The 14,077-nt window shown below is 71.8% G+C and carries 14 protein-coding genes and 3 tRNA genes; 7 read left to right on the forward strand and 10 right to left on the reverse strand.

Annotated features, from left to right (window positions below):
* Positions 1 to 70: 70 nt before the first annotated feature.
* The gene (locus tag FBY23_RS16270) at positions 71 to 1,906 is read right to left on the reverse strand and encodes an NAD(P)/FAD-dependent oxidoreductase (protein WP_141799098.1); all 1,836 of its coding nucleotides are present in this window, start codon (positions 1,904 to 1,906) and stop codon (positions 71 to 73) included.
* 93 nt (positions 1,907 to 1,999) lie between these two features.
* Between FBY23_RS16270 and FBY23_RS16275 the strand changes: the two genes are divergently transcribed.
* Entirely contained in the window at positions 2,000 to 3,172 is a 1,173-nt protein-coding gene (locus FBY23_RS16275; RefSeq protein ID WP_141799099.1) for a GAF domain-containing protein, read from the forward strand.
* On the opposite strand, the gene FBY23_RS16280 is transcribed toward FBY23_RS16275, so the two are convergent.
* On the reverse strand, positions 3,169 to 3,996 hold the full coding sequence (locus tag FBY23_RS16280; RefSeq protein WP_141799100.1) for an aminotransferase class IV: 828 nt from the start codon (positions 3,994 to 3,996) through the stop codon (positions 3,169 to 3,171). The two genes, FBY23_RS16275 and FBY23_RS16280, sit on opposite strands and share 4 nt — an antisense overlap.
* 123 nt (positions 3,997 to 4,119) lie before the next feature.
* Here FBY23_RS16280 and FBY23_RS16285 point away from each other — a divergent pair.
* The 3 genes from FBY23_RS16285 (at position 4,120) to FBY23_RS16295 (ending at position 4,405) form a co-directional block, all read left to right on the forward strand.
* A tRNA-Gly gene (locus tag FBY23_RS16285) sits at positions 4,120 to 4,192 on the forward strand.
* Between the two features lie 50 nt (positions 4,193 to 4,242).
* Positions 4,243 to 4,313: transfer RNA gene (locus FBY23_RS16290), tRNA-Cys, on the forward strand.
* A 17-nt stretch (positions 4,314 to 4,330) separates the two neighbouring features.
* A tRNA-Val gene (locus tag FBY23_RS16295) sits at positions 4,331 to 4,405 on the forward strand.
* Positions 4,406 to 4,472: 67 nt separating this feature from the next.
* Here FBY23_RS16295 and FBY23_RS16300 read toward each other — a convergent pair.
* Both FBY23_RS16300 and FBY23_RS16305 read right to left on the reverse strand, forming a co-directional pair.
* On the reverse strand, positions 4,473 to 5,069 hold the full coding sequence (locus tag FBY23_RS16300) for a TMEM175 family protein (RefSeq protein ID WP_141799101.1): 597 nt from the start codon (positions 5,067 to 5,069) through the stop codon (positions 4,473 to 4,475).
* Between the two features lie 15 nt (positions 5,070 to 5,084).
* Positions 5,085 to 6,011, reverse strand: a complete 927-nt coding sequence (locus tag FBY23_RS16305) for a helix-turn-helix domain-containing protein (protein WP_141799102.1) — start codon at positions 6,009 to 6,011, stop codon at positions 5,085 to 5,087.
* 143 nt (positions 6,012 to 6,154) lie between these two features.
* Here FBY23_RS16305 and FBY23_RS16310 point away from each other — a divergent pair, with 143 nt between their 5' ends.
* From FBY23_RS16310 to FBY23_RS16320, 3 genes are read left to right on the forward strand one after another with little or no spacing between them, the layout of a single operon-like run.
* On the forward strand, positions 6,155 to 7,951 hold the full coding sequence (locus FBY23_RS16310; RefSeq protein WP_141799103.1) for an FAD-dependent monooxygenase: 1,797 nt from the start codon (positions 6,155 to 6,157) through the stop codon (positions 7,949 to 7,951).
* Complete coding sequence (locus FBY23_RS16315; protein ID WP_141799104.1) at positions 7,948 to 9,003, forward strand: maleylacetate reductase; 1,056 nt, start codon at positions 7,948 to 7,950, stop codon at positions 9,001 to 9,003. The genes FBY23_RS16310 and FBY23_RS16315 overlap by 4 nt, the downstream gene beginning before the upstream one ends.
* Positions 9,000 to 9,881, forward strand: a complete 882-nt coding sequence (locus FBY23_RS16320; RefSeq protein WP_141799105.1) for an intradiol ring-cleavage dioxygenase — start codon at positions 9,000 to 9,002, stop codon at positions 9,879 to 9,881. The genes FBY23_RS16315 and FBY23_RS16320 overlap by 4 nt, the downstream gene beginning before the upstream one ends.
* 34 nt (positions 9,882 to 9,915) lie before the next feature.
* Here the strand turns inward: FBY23_RS16320 and FBY23_RS16325 are convergent, their stop codons facing one another.
* The 6 genes from FBY23_RS16325 to FBY23_RS16345 all read right to left on the reverse strand — a co-directional run bounded on the left by FBY23_RS16325 (position 9,916) and on the right by FBY23_RS16345 (position 13,996).
* Positions 9,916 to 10,320 carry a YjbQ family protein gene (locus FBY23_RS16325; RefSeq protein ID WP_141799106.1) on the reverse strand — a complete coding sequence of 135 codons (405 nt, stop codon included), beginning with the start codon at positions 10,318 to 10,320 and terminating at the stop codon, positions 9,916 to 9,918.
* A 567-nt stretch (positions 10,321 to 10,887) separates the two neighbouring features.
* A complete protein-coding gene (locus FBY23_RS16330; protein ID WP_141799107.1) occupies positions 10,888 to 11,097 on the reverse strand; it encodes a hypothetical protein in 210 nt (69 codons plus the stop codon).
* A gap of 31 nt (positions 11,098 to 11,128) precedes the next feature.
* Positions 11,129 to 11,512, reverse strand: a complete 384-nt coding sequence (locus FBY23_RS16335) for a hypothetical protein (RefSeq protein WP_141799108.1) — start codon at positions 11,510 to 11,512, stop codon at positions 11,129 to 11,131.
* Positions 11,513 to 11,587: 75 nt separating this feature from the next.
* Positions 11,588 to 11,761, reverse strand: coding sequence for a hypothetical protein (locus FBY23_RS26010; protein ID WP_160158269.1), 174 nt, complete (start codon positions 11,759 to 11,761; stop codon positions 11,588 to 11,590).
* 156 nt (positions 11,762 to 11,917) lie between these two features.
* Positions 11,918 to 13,033 carry a TrkA family potassium uptake protein gene (locus FBY23_RS16340; RefSeq protein WP_313901098.1) on the reverse strand — a complete coding sequence of 372 codons (1,116 nt, stop codon included), beginning with the start codon at positions 13,031 to 13,033 and terminating at the stop codon, positions 11,918 to 11,920.
* 9 nt (positions 13,034 to 13,042) lie between these two features.
* Positions 13,043 to 13,996 carry a YihY/virulence factor BrkB family protein gene (locus tag FBY23_RS16345; protein WP_141799109.1) on the reverse strand — a complete coding sequence of 318 codons (954 nt, stop codon included), beginning with the start codon at positions 13,994 to 13,996 and terminating at the stop codon, positions 13,043 to 13,045.
* Positions 13,997 to 14,077: the final 81 nt, after the last annotated feature.

The following is a 14,077-nucleotide window of genomic DNA, read 5'->3' on the forward strand; positions in this document are numbered from 1 at the left end:
CGAAGGAACCGCGGTCGGAGACTCTAACGCATCTCGCGACCGCGGTTCGCATCGGGGTGGCTCGGGATCCTCAGCCGAGGTGATGGACCTCCTGGAGCCGGTGCACCGGGGTGTCGATCCCGACGTGCCGGGCCTTGAGCTGGAGGGCCAGGTAAAGCGAGTAGTGGCGCGACTGGTGCAGGTTGCCGCCGTGGAACCAGAGGTTCTCCTGCTGGGTCGGCTTCCACATGTTGCGCTGCTCGCCCTCCCACGGGCCGGGGTCCTTGGTGGTGTCGGAGCCGAGGCCCCACACCTTGCCGACGCGGTCCGCGACCTCCTGGCTGATCAGGTCGGCGGCCCAGCCGTTCATCGAGCCGTAGCCGGTCGCGTAGACGACGAGGTCAGCCGGGAGCTCGGTGCCGTCGGCCAGCACGACGGACGTCTCGGTCAGGTGGTCGACCTGGCCGTGCGCGAGCTTGACGTCGCCGTTGGCCACCAGCTCGGCCGCACCGACGTCGATGTAGTAGCCCGAGCCGCGGCGCAGGTACTTCATGAACAGTCCGGACCCGTCGTCCCCCCAGTCGAGGTCGAAGCCGGCGGCGGCCATCCGGTCGTAGAAGTCCTTGTCGCGCTCGCGCATCTTGTCGTACAGCGGGATCTGGAACTCGTGCATGATCTTGTACGGCAGCGACGCGAAGATCAGGTCGGCCTTCTCGGTGGTGACGCCGTTCTCGACCGCGCGCTCGGAGTAGAGGTCGCCCAGGCCGATGTCCATCAGGGTGTCGCTCTTGACGATGTGCGTCGACGAGCGCTGCACCATCGTCACGTCGGCGCCGGACTCCCACAGCGCGCCGCAGATGTCGAAGGCCGAGTTGTTGCTGCCGATCACGACGACCTTCTTGTCGGCGTACGCGTCCGGGCCGGGGTGCTGCGAGGAGTGGTGCTGCTCGCCCTGGAAGACGTCGGCACCGGGGTAGGTCGGCACGTTGGCCTTGCCCGACATGCCGGTCGCCATCACCAGGTGGGTGGGCTTGAGGACGAGCGGCTTGCCCTCGCGCTCGAGGTGGACGGTCCACTCCCCCGTGCCCTCGTCGTACGACGCACTGGTGGCGACCGTGTTCGACCAGTACGGCACCTCCATCACCCGCGTGTAGAACTCGAGCCAGTCGCCGACCTTGTCCTTGGGCGCGAAGACCGGCCAGTTGTCGGGGAACTTCAGGTAGGGCAGGTGGTCGTACCAGACCGGGTCGTGCAGGCACAGCGACTTGTAGCGGTTGCGCCACTGGTCGCCCGGGCGCGGGTGCTTGTCGATGACGAGGGCCGGTACGCCGAGCTGGCGCAGCCGGGCGCCGAGGGCGATGCCGCCCTGGCCGCCGCCGACGACGAGGACGTAGGGCTGGGTGTCGACGCCCAGTGCGGCGTCCTCCGCCTGGCGCTTCTCCAGCCAGGTCACCCGCTCCTTGGTCGCACCGTGCACGGCACCCATCGGGCGTCGTACGCCCTTGGGCTCCTCGTGGCCCTTGAGCTCGTACAAGGTGGTGAGGAAGGTCCACGCCTTCGGTCCGTCCTCGTCGACGACGCGCACGAGGCCGCGGCCGCGGCCGACCGACGTCTCGAACTCGAACCACGCGGTGGTGACGCCGTCGGCGGTGTCGGCGGGCTCGGTGAGCCGGAAGCCGCGCGGGTCGACCCGGTCGAGGGTGTGGGTGAGGAGGTCCGCGACGCCGTCGGGGTTCTCGACGGTGGTGAGGTTCCAGGAGAAGGCGATCAGGTCGCGCCAGAAGCTGGTCGCGGCGAACAAGCCGGCGGCGCGGTCGACGTCGCGGGCGGTGAGGGCGTCCTCGAAGGCCGCGAACCAGGCGGTGGCGGGATCGATCTCGGGGTCGGTGTCGGCCGTGGTGACGGGCCGGTCGTCGAGCTGGGTCATGCCGAGAAGTCGACCTCCGGACCGCCGTTGCCGGGAACCGTTGCACGTTGTTGCATGTGGCCTCGATCACACCGCACCGCCTACGGTGGTGACATGGCCACGCACGACCTCGCGATGCGGGCCCGCGACCTGGTCCGGATCCACGACGCGGTGCTCTCCGGGTCCGCGCCGCCCGAGCGGCCGCGGGCCGTCGTCGCGCGGTCCTGGACCCGGGTGCTGAGCCTCGGGATCGATCCCGACGGCCGCAACGGCCGTGACCCGCTGCCGCCCTCCGACGTCGAGGAGCGGCGTCGTACGTCGCGGCTCTCGCTGGTCATCGACGAGATCCGTGAGCTGTTGCTCAGCGCCGCCGACGCGTCGAACTACCTGGTCGTCGTGACCGACGCCGAGGGTGTGGTGCTGTGGCGCAGCGGCTCGCCGCGGGTGAAGCGGCAGGCCGACGGGCTCGGCTTCGCCGACGGCGCGACCTGGACCGAGCAGGCCGTCGGCACCAACGCGATCGGCACCGCGCTCGCGGAGGCCGCGCCGGTGCAGCTGTTCGCGGCCGAGCACTTCGAGAACGCCCAGGTGCCCTGGTACTGCACCGCCTCCCCCATCCACGACCCGATCGACGGCTCGCTGCTCGGCATCGTCGACGTCAGCGGACCCGCGCTCACGCTCCACCCGGCGATCGAGGCGCTCGTCACGGCATCGGTCCGGCTCGCGGAGGCACGGTTGTGGCGCCACCACGAGGAACGTCTCGACCAGCTGCGGCGCACGGCGGAGCCGCTGCTCTCCGGCGCCAACGGCCCGCTGCTCGTGGTCGACGACCACGGCTGGGTCGCCGCGCACCAGGGCGTCGCCGTCCGCGACCGGGTCGAGGCGCCCCAACCCGACCGGGCCCTCGCCGTACCGGGGATCGGGCTGTGCCTGCCCGAGCGCCTGCGAGGTGGCTGGCTGATCCGGCCCTCGGCCTCCGCGCACGTGCTCTCGGCAGTGCTCGATCTCGGCGCCTCGCCCGCGACCCTCGAGGTACGCGGCGGCGACTCGCCGTGGCGGGTCGCACTCACACCCCGGCACGCCGAGCTCCTCGCAGCCATCGCCGCCGCCGGCCCAGCCGGCGTCTCCGCGGGCCGGCTCAGCCAGGTGCTGTACGGCGACAGCGGGCGCCAGGTCACCGTGCGCGCGGAGATCTCGCGGATGCGCCGGGTGCTCGGCGCGCTGCTGGCGACCAACCCCTACCGCCTCGGTGAGGGCGTGTCGCTCAGCGTGGTCGGCGCTCGCTAGCTGTCGATTCCGAGCAGCTCCGGCTCGCGCTCCCGCCAGGCCGCCGCGGCCTGCTTCGTCACGGGGCCGGGCGCCTCGAGGGTGCGGTCGTCCCAGCGGTGCACGCCCTGCACGTCGCGGGTCGTCGAGACCAGGAAGATCTCGTCGGCGCCGGCCGCCACGTCGATCGGCTCGTCCACCTCGACCGCCCCGACCCACTCCAGGACCAGCGCCCGCGTCACTCCGGCCAGGCAGCCGCTGGCCAGCGTGGACGTGCGCACCTCGCCGTCGACCACGTAGAACACGTTGGTGCCGGTGCCCTCGCACAGGTTCCCGGCGAGGTTCGCGAACACCGCCTCGCTCGCGCCCTGCTCGCGCGCAGCGGCCAGGGCGACGACGTTCTCGGCGTACGACGTCGTCTTGAGTCCCGCCAGCGGCCCCCGCTCGTTGCGCGGCCACGGCACGGTGATCACCGCCGTCGTCTCCTGCGCCGGATCCATCGGGGCGGCCACCACGATCGCGGTCAGCGGGTCGTCGCCGCGCCCGCTGCCCAGCGGTGCGTTGCCGCCGGTGACGGTGATCCGCAGCCGACCCAGCGGCAGCGGTTCGCCTTCGAGCACGGCGGCCACGCCCCGTCGTACGTCATCGACGTCGAGGCCCACCAGCCCCAGCCCGGCCGCCGACCGCTCCAGCCGGTCGAGGTGGCGCCCCAGCGCGAACGGCTTGCCGTCGACGACCTTGACCGCCTCGAACACCGCGTCCCCGACGGTCAGTCCGTGATCGGTCACCGGCACCGCCGGCGCCATCGGGTCGGACAGGACTCGGCCGTTGATCCACACGCGCATGGGCCCAGCGTAGAAGGGGCCGACATGCCGGAAGTGGACCCCCGTTTTGGCGCGGTTCACGCAATCGGCTACTGTTCTCAACGCACCGCAGGGCGGGCCGAAAGGCACGCAGGGCAGTGCGATGCGGACGTAGCTCAGTTGGTAGAGCGCAACCTTGCCAAGGTTGAGGTCGCGAGTTCGAGCCTCGTCGTCCGCTCGGAGTGGTCAGACCCACTGCCTGACCAGGCCAGTGTGTAGGGCCGCCGCGGTGGGTTGGCCGAGAGGCGAGGCAACGGACTGCAAATCCGTGTACACGGGTTCAAATCCCGTACCCACCTCACAGACAACTCCACAGGGGCGATTGGCGCAGCGGTAGCGCGCTTCCTTGACACGGAAGAGGTCACTGGTTCAAACCCAGTATCGCCCACCAGCCTTCGGGCACCGAGCCGGCTCGGATCCTCACGGATCGGGCCGGTTTGTTCGTTTCCGGTGCCCGTTCAAGCGACGCCCTCGCCCCGCTCCCCCGCCAGGAACCGCTCGACCCGCCGGTCCGGCACCAGCCACATCGCGGCCACGACCACCATCGGCACGATCCCGGCGACCGGCTCCCACAGCGCGAGCAGGATGCCGGCGATGTAGAGCACGGGCGAGATCTTGCCCTTCATGTCGCGGCCGAGCGCTTCCCTGGTACGCCGACCGGACGGCGTGCGCTCGACGACCAGCTGCAGCAGGTAGTAGGCGAGGGCAGCGCCGAGCAGGTTGAGACCGTAGACGATCGTCGGCACCTCGGCGATGCGGCTCTCGTCGAGCCAGGCGGTGGTGAACGGGTACAGGCTGAGCCAGAACAGCAGGTGCAGGTTGGCCCAGAGCACGGCGCCGTCGACGTGCTCGACCAGCTGGAACAGGTGGTGGTGGTTGCTCCAGTAGATGCCGATGTAGACGAAGCTGAGCACGTACGTCAGCAGGCCCAGTCCCGTGGAGTGGAACAGCGCGTGCCAGTCATCGCCGGCCGGCGGCTTGAGCTCCAGGACCATGACGGTGATCGCGATGGCGAGGACGCCGTCGCTGAATGCCTCGAGGCGACCGGTGTGCATGCGCGGATCCTAGGTTCAGGAGGCCGCGCTGCGCCGCACCTCGCCCGCGCTGACGCCGTACCGGCGGCGGAAGGCCTGCGAGAAGTACGACGCCGAGGCGAACCCGCATCGGGTGGCGACGTCGACCGTCCGCCCAGCGGCACCGGCGGCGAGGAGTGCATGGGCCAGGTCGAGGCGGCGGGCGAGGATCTGGCGCGGGACCGAGGTGCCGGCATCGGCGAAGACCCGCGACAGCTGACGTTCGCTGATCCCGGCGCCGGCGGCGACCGAGGCCGCCGAGAGCGCGGGGTCGGTGAGGTGGTCGTCGATGTACGCGCGGGCGGCGGCCCGGTGGGCGAGGGCGAGGGAGCCGCGGGAGCCGGTGGCGAGGACGGAGACCAGCTCGAGGACGGCGCGCTCGTCCGCCGGCACCGGTACGTCGGCCGCCACCGACCGCCCGACCAGCCGGACCAGGGCCCGGGCGAGCGGGTCGGCGCCATCTCCGGCGGCGTCGATGACCAGCGGCGCGTCGAGCGAGGCCAGGCCGGTGACCTCGGTGAACAGCGGCCGCGGGATCTTGACGGCGAGCTCCTCGAGCCCGTGCCCGAAGCCCCGCAGGAACGGGCGGTCCACGTCGCAGACCAGCAGCTGTCCGGGCCGGACCACACGGCGCCGGCCACCGGACTCGAGCAGCGCCTCGCCCCGCAGCGCGGCATACACGGCGATCGCGTCGGCGGGACGCTCGGCCACGAGCCCCGCGTCGCGCGAGACCGTGTGCGCCGTGCCGGAGACGAGGGCGACATGCACCCGGTCGAGCTGCAGGTTGACCTCCCGCGCGCGGAATGCCCCGTCCGGGAGCGCACAGGCGAGCTCGATCAGCGCCTCGGCGTTGTGCCGCTCCCAGGCACCGACCTCGGCCACGCCGCCGACCTCGAAGACCCGCGCCTCCGGAACCGCCCTCATGCAGAAAGGATGACACGTCAACCATCATTGCGCCAGAGACCGCGCCGGAAGCCCGGGCCAGACACACGGCCACGAGGTGCGCATTTCCGCCATCACAGCTCCCACCTGTGGCGACGGCCACACCGGGGCCGCAGTCTCGGGACATGGCTGAGTTCAACGACGGCATCGCCGACACCGAGCTGCCCGCGGTCGAGGACGTGGTCGAGACCGAGGTGCTGGTCGTCGGCTCGGGTCCCGGCGGCGCCGCGGCGGCGCTCTTCCTGAGCACCCTCGGGGTCCCCAACATCATGATCACCAAGTACCGCTGGACCGCGAACACCCCGCGCGCCCACATCACCAACCAGCGCGCGATGGAGGTCTTCCGCGACCTCGGCATCGAGCAGCAGGTGCTGGCCGACGCGACGCCCCACGAGCTGTGCGGCGACACCGTCTTCTGCACGAGCATCGCGGGCGAGGAGATCGGCCGGATCCACACCTGGGGCACGCGTCCGGACCGCGAGGCCGACTACCAGCTCGCCTCGCCGTGCCTGACGGTCGACATCCCGCAGACCTACCTCGAGCCGATCCTGGTCCGCAACGCGACCGAGCGTGGCACCCAGGCGCGGTTCTCGACCGAGTACCTCTCGCACGTGCAGGACGACGACAAGGTCGACGTGCGGGTACGCGACCGGCTCACCGGCCACGAGTACACGATCCGCTGCCGCTATCTGATCGGCGCGGACGGCGCCCGCTCCAAGGTCGCCGCCGACATCGACCTGCCGTTCGAGGGCGCGATGGACATCGCCGGGTCGATGAACATCACCTTCAAGGCCGACATCGGTGCGTACGTCGACCACCGGCCCTCCGTCCTCTACTGGGTGATCCAGCCCGGCTCCAATGTCGGCGGGATCGGCACCGGGCTGGTCCGCATGGTCCGGCCGTGGGACGAGTGGCTGATCGTGTGGGGCTACGACATCGACGAGGAGCCCCCGCACCTCGACGACGCCGAAGCCACTCGGATCGTGCGCGACCTGCTCGGCATGCCCGACCTGGAGCCTGAGATCACCGGGTACTCGCTGTGGGGCGTCAACGAGATGTACGCGACGCACCTGCAGCGGGGACGGGTGTTCTGCGTCGGCGACGCCATCCACCGGCACCCCCCGAGCAACGGCCTCGGCTCCAACACCTCGGTCCAGGACTCCTACAACCTGGCGTGGAAGCTGGCCGCCGTCCTCAGGGGCGAGGCCGACTCGAGCCTGCTGGAGAGCTACTCCGAGGAGCGCGCGCCCGTCGCGAAGAGGATCGTCACGCGCGCCAACCGGAGCGCACGCGAGTTCGCGGAGATCTTCGACGCACTCGGCGTCACCGGGCTCACCGACCCGGCCGCGATGGCCGCGGTCATCGAGCAGCGCAAGGACAACACCCCCGAGGGCGCGGCCCGACGGGCCGCCCTGGTGACGGCGATGGATCGCAAGAACTACGAGTTCAACGCGCACGGCGTCGAGCTCGGCCAGTTCTACGAGTCACGGGCGATCCTGTCCGACGGCACTCGGCCGGCACCCAGTGCCGACGAGGACCTGTTCCACGTCATGTCGACCTCGCCCGGCGCGCACCTGCCGCACGCCTGGGTCGGCGACAACGTCGCGAAGCGGGCGATGATGGACCTGGCGCCGTACGACCGCTGGACACTGATCACCGGCGTCGCCGGCGAGGCCTGGGCTCCCGCCGCGGAGAAGGTGGCCGCCGAGTTCGGCGTGCCGCTGGCGAGCGTGGTGATCGGGCCTGGCCGCGAGGTCACCGACCTCTACTACGACTGGTCCAAGCTGCGCGAGGTCGAGGAGAGCGGAGCCCTCCTCGTCCGACCCGACAAGCACGTCGCCTGGCGCGCCCACACCCTCGCCGAGGACCCTGGGGCGGCCCTGCGCACCGCGCTCGGCACGCTGCTCGGGAGGGACGCATGAGGTTCGTCCACGACACCCTGCCCCAGCGGGTCCGGCTCGCGTCCGGCGACGCGGCGGCCTCGGTCGCCGAGGAGGTCGCCGCCCTCGGCGCCACGCGCGTGATGGTGATCGCCTCCGAGCGGGAGGCCGCGCTCGCGGCGGCGGTGACCGACGGACTGCCCGTCGCCCTGACGTACGACGAGGTGGTCATGCACGTCCCCGTCGAGGTCGCCGACCGCGCCCGTGCGGCCGCCACCGACGCGCGGGTCGACGTGGTCGTCACCGTCGGCGGCGGCTCGACGACCGGACTCGGCAAGGCGGTCGCCCTCACCACCGGGCTCCCGATCATCGCCGTGCCGACGACGTACGCCGGCTCCGAGGCCACCGACGTCTGGGGCCTCACCGCGGGCGCCGTGAAGACCACCGGCGTCGACCGGCGGGTACTCCCCCACGCCGTCGTGTACGACGCCACGCTGATGACCGGCCTGCCCGTGGACCTCTCCGTCGCCAGCGGCCTCAACGCGCTCGCGCACTGCGTCGACTCGCTGTGGGCGCCGCGCGCCGACCCGATCAACGCGGCGCTGGCCACCGAGGGCGCCCGGGCGCTGTACGCCGGCCTGCCGGCGGTCGTCGCCGATCCGCGCTCGGTCGAGGGACGGGAGCAGACCATCCATGGCGCCTACCTCGCCGCCGTCGCCTTCGCGTCCGCCGGGTCCGGGCTGCACCACAAGATCTGCCACGTGCTGGGCGGCCGCTACGACCTCCCGCACGCGCAGACCCACGCCGCGGTGCTGCCGCACGTGCTGGCGCTCAACGTCGCGAACGCCCCCGAGGCGGACGCCCGGCTGGCGACGGCGTTCGGCGCACCCACCGCCCTGGCCGGGCTCGAGCGACTGCGCACCGACGTCGGCGCGCCGCGGGCGCTGCGCGACCACGGGTTCCGCGAGGACCAGATCCCCGACGCGGTGGCGGCCGTGCTGCCCGTCGTACCACCATCGAACCCCACGCCGGTCACCACCGAGAACCTCACCGCGCTCCTCCGTGCGGTCTGGGAAGGAGCCGATCCCGCATGAGCACGCCCGTCCCACCCGAGCAGCAGGCCCGCGAGCAGGACCTGGTCGAGCGCGTGCTGCGCTCCTTCGACGCCACCGCCGACCCGCGCCTGAAGGAGCTGATGCAGGCGCTGACCCGGCACCTCCACGCCTTCCTGCGCGAGGTCCGGCTGACCGAGGCCGAGTGGGAGGCCGGGATCGGCTTCCTCACCGACACGGGACACATCACCGACGAGCGGCGCCAGGAGTTCATCCTGCTCTCCGACGTGCTCGGCGCGTCCATGCAGACGATCGCGATGAACAACCAGGCCCACGGCGACGCCACCGAGGCCACCGTGTTCGGACCGTTCTTCGTCGACGGCTCGCCGCGGATCGAGTCCGGCGGCGACATCGCCGGTGGCGCGGCGGGCGAGCCGTGCTGGGTCGAGGGCACCGTCACCGACACCGACGGCAACCCCGTGCCGGGCGCACGGATCGAGGTGTGGGAGGCCGACGACGACGGCTTCTACGACGTGCAGTACGACGACGACCGGACCGCCGCACGCGCCCACCTGCACAGCGGGCCGGACGGGAACTATGCCTTCTGGGCGATCACACCGACGCCGTACCCGATCCCGCACGACGGTCCGGTCGGCCGGATGCTCGCGGCCACCGGCCGCTCCCCGATGCGCGCCTCGCACCTGCACTTCATGGTCACCGCCGCGGGGCGGCGCACCCTGGTCACGCACATCTTCGTCGAGGGCGACGAGCTGCTCGACCGCGACTCGGTCTTCGGCGTGAAGGACTCGCTGGTCAAGAGGTTCGAGCAGCAGCCGGCGGGTACCCCCGCTCCCGCGGACCGCGTGGTCGACGGGGCCTGGTCCCGGGTGCGCTTCGACATCGTGCTGGCCCCGGCCTAGTGTCCTGCCGCGCGAGCGTTCCCGCTGCGCCGCCTCATCCCGCGAGGAAGCTGAACCGCACCTCACGCTCGTGGTTGTCGACGTTGAGGTCCACCAGGCAGATGCTCTGCCAGGTCCCGAGCGCGAGGCTGCCGGCGAGCACCGGCACGGTGGCGTACGGCGGCACCAGGGCCGGCAGCACGTGGGACCGCCCGTGGCCGCGGGTGCCGTGGCGGTGCAGCCAGCGGTCGTCGGCGGGCAGCAGGTCGCCGAGGAGGGCGAGCAGGTCGTCGTCGCTGCCGGCGCCGGTCTCGAGGATCGCGAGGCCGCAGGTGGCGTGCGGCACGAAGACGTGGAGCAGGCCGTCGCCACGGCCCGCGACGAAGGCCGCGCAGTCGCGGGTCAGGTCGAGGACCACGTCGCGCTCGCCGGTGCGGTAGGTCCTGGTCTCGGTGTCCACGGGTCCATCATGGCGGCCGGGTGGTCGTCCGCTCCGTCGCGGGCGCGCTCTTCCCGCAACGGAGCGGACACCCGGGATTCCCGGGTCCGACAGGCACTCAGTGGTCTCCCGGAGAGCACCCGCCCATGGTCAGGCTGAGTGGGGACGCCTCACCACGGCCGGCCCGATGCAGGGAACAGCCACGAGCCGGGGAAGGGGGGACGCAGGGAGCCACGTCGAGCTGCGGACGCACGATCGACATGCGCGGGATCCCTTCATCGTCGCAACCTGGCCGATCCCGAGAATCGCCTGGTGTGGCTCAGAGTAGGTCGGCGGCCGGAGCACCGGAGGCACTTCGCGAAGGCTTTACCCGCCGCACGACGGGCGACATCACGAGCGACCAGGTCCGGGTACGAAGAACGCCCTGCCCGGCGATGCCGGGCAGGGCGTCCCGTGCCCGGCGAGTGTGGGGTTCGTCGGGCACGCTGTGGTTGGGGAACCGGGACCGAGAGTAGTGGCCAGAGCCGCCACGCGGGGCGAAAACGACGAGATGACCTCCGACGATCCCGCACGCCGTCGCCGTCCGGGTCACGGCGCCGGCGAGCCGCCCTTCTGCTCGAGCGGCACCGGCCGCAGAGCGGTCGCGGCCAGCCAGTCGGTCACCGCCCGACCCTCGCGGTCGACGTACGACACCAGGCCCTCCCAGCCGTTGTCGGTCGCGCGCCAGTGGAGCACCAGGCCGGGCAGCTCGACGGGCACGAACGGCAGTCGGACCCACACGTGCCGCACCCCCGCCATGAGCCCAGAATAGAACACATGTTCGAATACGTCAGGCCCGGTCCTGCTCGTCGATCCCGGTCGCCACGGGGCGTTCGGGTGGGGCCTGCCGCCGGCGGGCGACGACCGCAGCGCCTGCACCGAGAAGGCCGAGCGCGCCGAGCACGAGCAGCGTCCGGCCCCGCCTGCGGTGCGGCTGCGGGAGCCGGTCCGCGACCGTGTCCGGCAGCCGATCGATGACCGGGTCCGGGATCCGCTGGGCGAGCGACGTCGCCGCCCGCGTGCCCTTCTCGACGGCCACCGCGCGGCCGTGGTGGATCAGCGGTGGTGCCTTCTCCGCGACGGCGTGGGCCGCGGACTCGACCTCGGGCACGACAGCGTCGACGAGATCGCGCAGGTCGTCCCTCAACTGTTCGGCCGTGCTCTTGCGGTGCATGAGTGCCTCCTCCTCGGATACGGACTTCGACCGCGCAGTACCCGATCCCCAGAGGCCAACCCCGCTGTCACACGCTCAGCTGGCCGCGGCGTGGCCCAGGTCGGCCGAGCACTCGTTGCAGCGCACCCGCCGCTCGTGCTGGTCCGGCGGCTCGCCGAGTAGTCGTCGGTACCAACGCGTCTGCTCCGTCAGGCGGTAGCAACGTGGGCACCAGTCGTGGCGCACCCACGGTCCGAAGTCCTTCCCCATGCGACCCACCCTGCCGGTTCGCGGAGCCGATGTCGCGCGGCGCGAGCCGGATCGGACCGATCGACACTCAGGTCAGGACGGTCGTCGGCGACCGGCGTAGTCCGGGAGGACCAGGGGTCCCGCCGAGGGTCCCGGGCTCAGCCTGCCTTCACCGGCTCAGTCCTCGTCCGCGGCGAAGTCCTCGTCGTGCGTGCCCGGACGGGGGGCCCAGGGCAGCTCCTTGGCCGGGCGTACGACGACCAGCCGGTCCCCGCGGGCGAGCAGGGTCACGACCGGGTCGAAGTAGCGGTAGACCTTCTCGTCGCGGACCACCGCGATCACCTGGTCGGGCAGCGACTGGGGCGGCATGCCGACCTCGTTGACGAGCAGCTCGCGCTCGGCGACCTCGAGTCCCTCGCCGTAGGTGAGCAGGTCCTCCATCACCGTGCCGAGCGTGGGCGAGAGAGTGGAGAGGCCGAGGAGCCGGCCGACGGCGTCGGAGGAGGTGATGACCGAGTCGGCACCGGACTGCCGCATCAGCGGTGCGTTCTCCTGCTCGCTGACCGCGGCGACGATCCAGGCGTCGGGGTTGAGCTGGCGCACGGTGAGCGCGGCGAGCACGTTGGAGTCGTCGCGGCCGGTGGTGATGATGACCTGCTCGGCCTCCGCGACGCCGGCGCGCTGCAGGACGCCGCGACGGGTGGCATCGCCCGTGACGACGGCGAGCTGGTCGGCGTGGGCGTCGGCCAGCGCGACCGGACTCGGGTCGACCACCACGACGTGCTCGCGGTCGAGGCCGTTGCCGACCAGCGTCTCGACGGCGCTGCGGCCCTTGGTGCCGTAGCCGATCACCACGACGTGGTGTCCCATGTTGTTCCTCCAACGGGAGATCCGGAAGAGCTCGCGAGTGCGCTGGGCGAGCACCTCGAGGGTGGTGCCGATCAAGAGCACGAGGAACCCGATGCGGGCCGGGGTGATGATGAACGCGTTGACCAAGCGGGCGCCGTCGCTGACCGGCGAGATGTCGCCGTAGCCGGTGGTGCTCAAGGTGACGGTCGTGTAGTAGATCGCGTCGATCAGGGTGATCCTGCCGGTGGGGTCGCCCGCCGTGGCGTCGCCGGAGTCGCGATAGCCGTCGCGGTCGAGGTAGACCAGCAGCACGGTGCCGGCCAGGATCGCCAGGGCGAGCAGCAGGCGCCGCCCCAGCTGCCACCAGGGCGACCGGATCCGCTCGGGCAGCGCGACCTGCCCCGTCAGGGGGGTCTCGGCCGGTCCTCCGCTCAGCACACCCACGGCGGGAACCTACTCCACCGGGTCCGGCGTACGACGCAGCAGGCGGTCGAGCAGCTCCCGGCGCGCCCGCTGCGTGGCCTCCTGCGGGAACACCTCGTCGAAGGCGGCGTTGACGCCCGCACCGATGAGCACGGCGAGCGCGGCGATGTAGAGCCACACCAGGATCGCGATCGGCGCGGCCAGTGGGCCGTAGATCGAGTGGGAGTCCTCGGCGGTCACGGTCAGCACCCAGCGCAGGAGGTAGGACCCGACGACCCAGCTGGTCAGCGAGAACACCGCACCGGGCAGGTTGAAGCTCCAGTTGGTCCGCACCGGCACCGAGACGTGGTAGAGCGTGGCGAGGAAGCACACGCACATCACGATGATCAGCGGCCAGTAGAACCCCATCAGGAACTCCGCCCGGTTGGGCAGCCAGGACCGCACCAGCTTGGGCCCGGCCACCACCAGCGGCAGCGTGATCGCGCCGGAGATCACGGCGAGGATGTAGAGCACGAACGACAGGGCCCGGGTGCGCACGATCCCCCGGTGCCCGCCGAGCCCGTGCATGATCGTGATGGTGTCGACGAAGACGTTGAGCGCCCGGGAGCCCGACCACAGGGCCAGCACGAACCCGAGCGAGATCACGTCGAACCGGCCGCCGCGCAGCACGTCGTCCATGGTCGGCTTGATCACCTTGTTGACGGCCGTGTCGGTGAGGAAGCGCGAGAACAGGTCGACGACGGCACGACGCACCTCGTCGACCTGGGCGGCGGTGAAGTGCTCGGTGACGTAGCCGACGCCGCCGGCGAGGGCGAAGACCAGCGGCGGCACCGAGACCACCGCGAAGAAGGCGGCCTCGGCCGCGAGCCCGGTGACGCGGTACTTCAGGCACGAGCTCACCGTCGTGACCACCAGGCGCCACACCAGGTGGGCGAGGCGACGGGGCCACGGCACCACGACCTGGGTGCCCGAGTCCTCCGCCATGGCCCTCACGCTAGCGGCCCGGAGCCAGTGCCCCGGGGACCCGCACGGCCCTACGATCGGGTGATCTGCATCGCTCGGGAC

Origin of the sequence: Nocardioides sp. SLBN-35, assembly GCF_006715725.1 — a bacterium.
Taxonomy (GTDB): Bacteria; Actinomycetota; Actinomycetes; order Propionibacteriales; family Nocardioidaceae; genus Nocardioides.

Bases quoted from the DNA above. Each gene is read 5' to 3' on its own strand.
- FBY23_RS16305 (WP_141799102.1), bottom strand. From the start codon at position 6,011: ATGAGGGCGGTTCCGGAGGCGCGGGTCTTCGAGGTCGGCGGCGTGGCC.
- FBY23_RS16330 (WP_141799107.1), bottom strand. From the start codon at position 11,097: ATGGCGGGGGTGCGGCACGTGTGGGTCCGACTGCCGTTCGTGCCCGTC.
- FBY23_RS16270 (WP_141799098.1), bottom strand. From the start codon at position 1,906: ATGACCCAGCTCGACGACCGGCCCGTCACCACGGCCGACACCGACCCC.
- FBY23_RS16320 (WP_141799105.1), top strand. From the start codon at position 9,000: ATGAGCACGCCCGTCCCACCCGAGCAGCAGGCCCGCGAGCAGGACCTG.
- FBY23_RS16310 (WP_141799103.1), top strand. From the start codon at position 6,155: ATGGCTGAGTTCAACGACGGCATCGCCGACACCGAGCTGCCCGCGGTC.
- FBY23_RS16300 (WP_141799101.1), bottom strand. From the start codon at position 5,069: ATGCACACCGGTCGCCTCGAGGCATTCAGCGACGGCGTCCTCGCCATC.
- FBY23_RS16345 (WP_141799109.1), bottom strand. From the start codon at position 13,996: ATGGCGGAGGACTCGGGCACCCAGGTCGTGGTGCCGTGGCCCCGTCGC.
- FBY23_RS26010 (WP_160158269.1), bottom strand. From the start codon at position 11,761: ATGGGGAAGGACTTCGGACCGTGGGTGCGCCACGACTGGTGCCCACGT.
- FBY23_RS16335 (WP_141799108.1), bottom strand. From the start codon at position 11,512: ATGCACCGCAAGAGCACGGCCGAACAGTTGAGGGACGACCTGCGCGAT.
- FBY23_RS16275 (WP_141799099.1), top strand. From the start codon at position 2,000: ATGGCCACGCACGACCTCGCGATGCGGGCCCGCGACCTGGTCCGGATC.
- FBY23_RS16315 (WP_141799104.1), top strand. From the start codon at position 7,948: ATGAGGTTCGTCCACGACACCCTGCCCCAGCGGGTCCGGCTCGCGTCC.
- FBY23_RS16280 (WP_141799100.1), bottom strand. From the start codon at position 3,996: ATGCGCGTGTGGATCAACGGCCGAGTCCTGTCCGACCCGATGGCGCCG.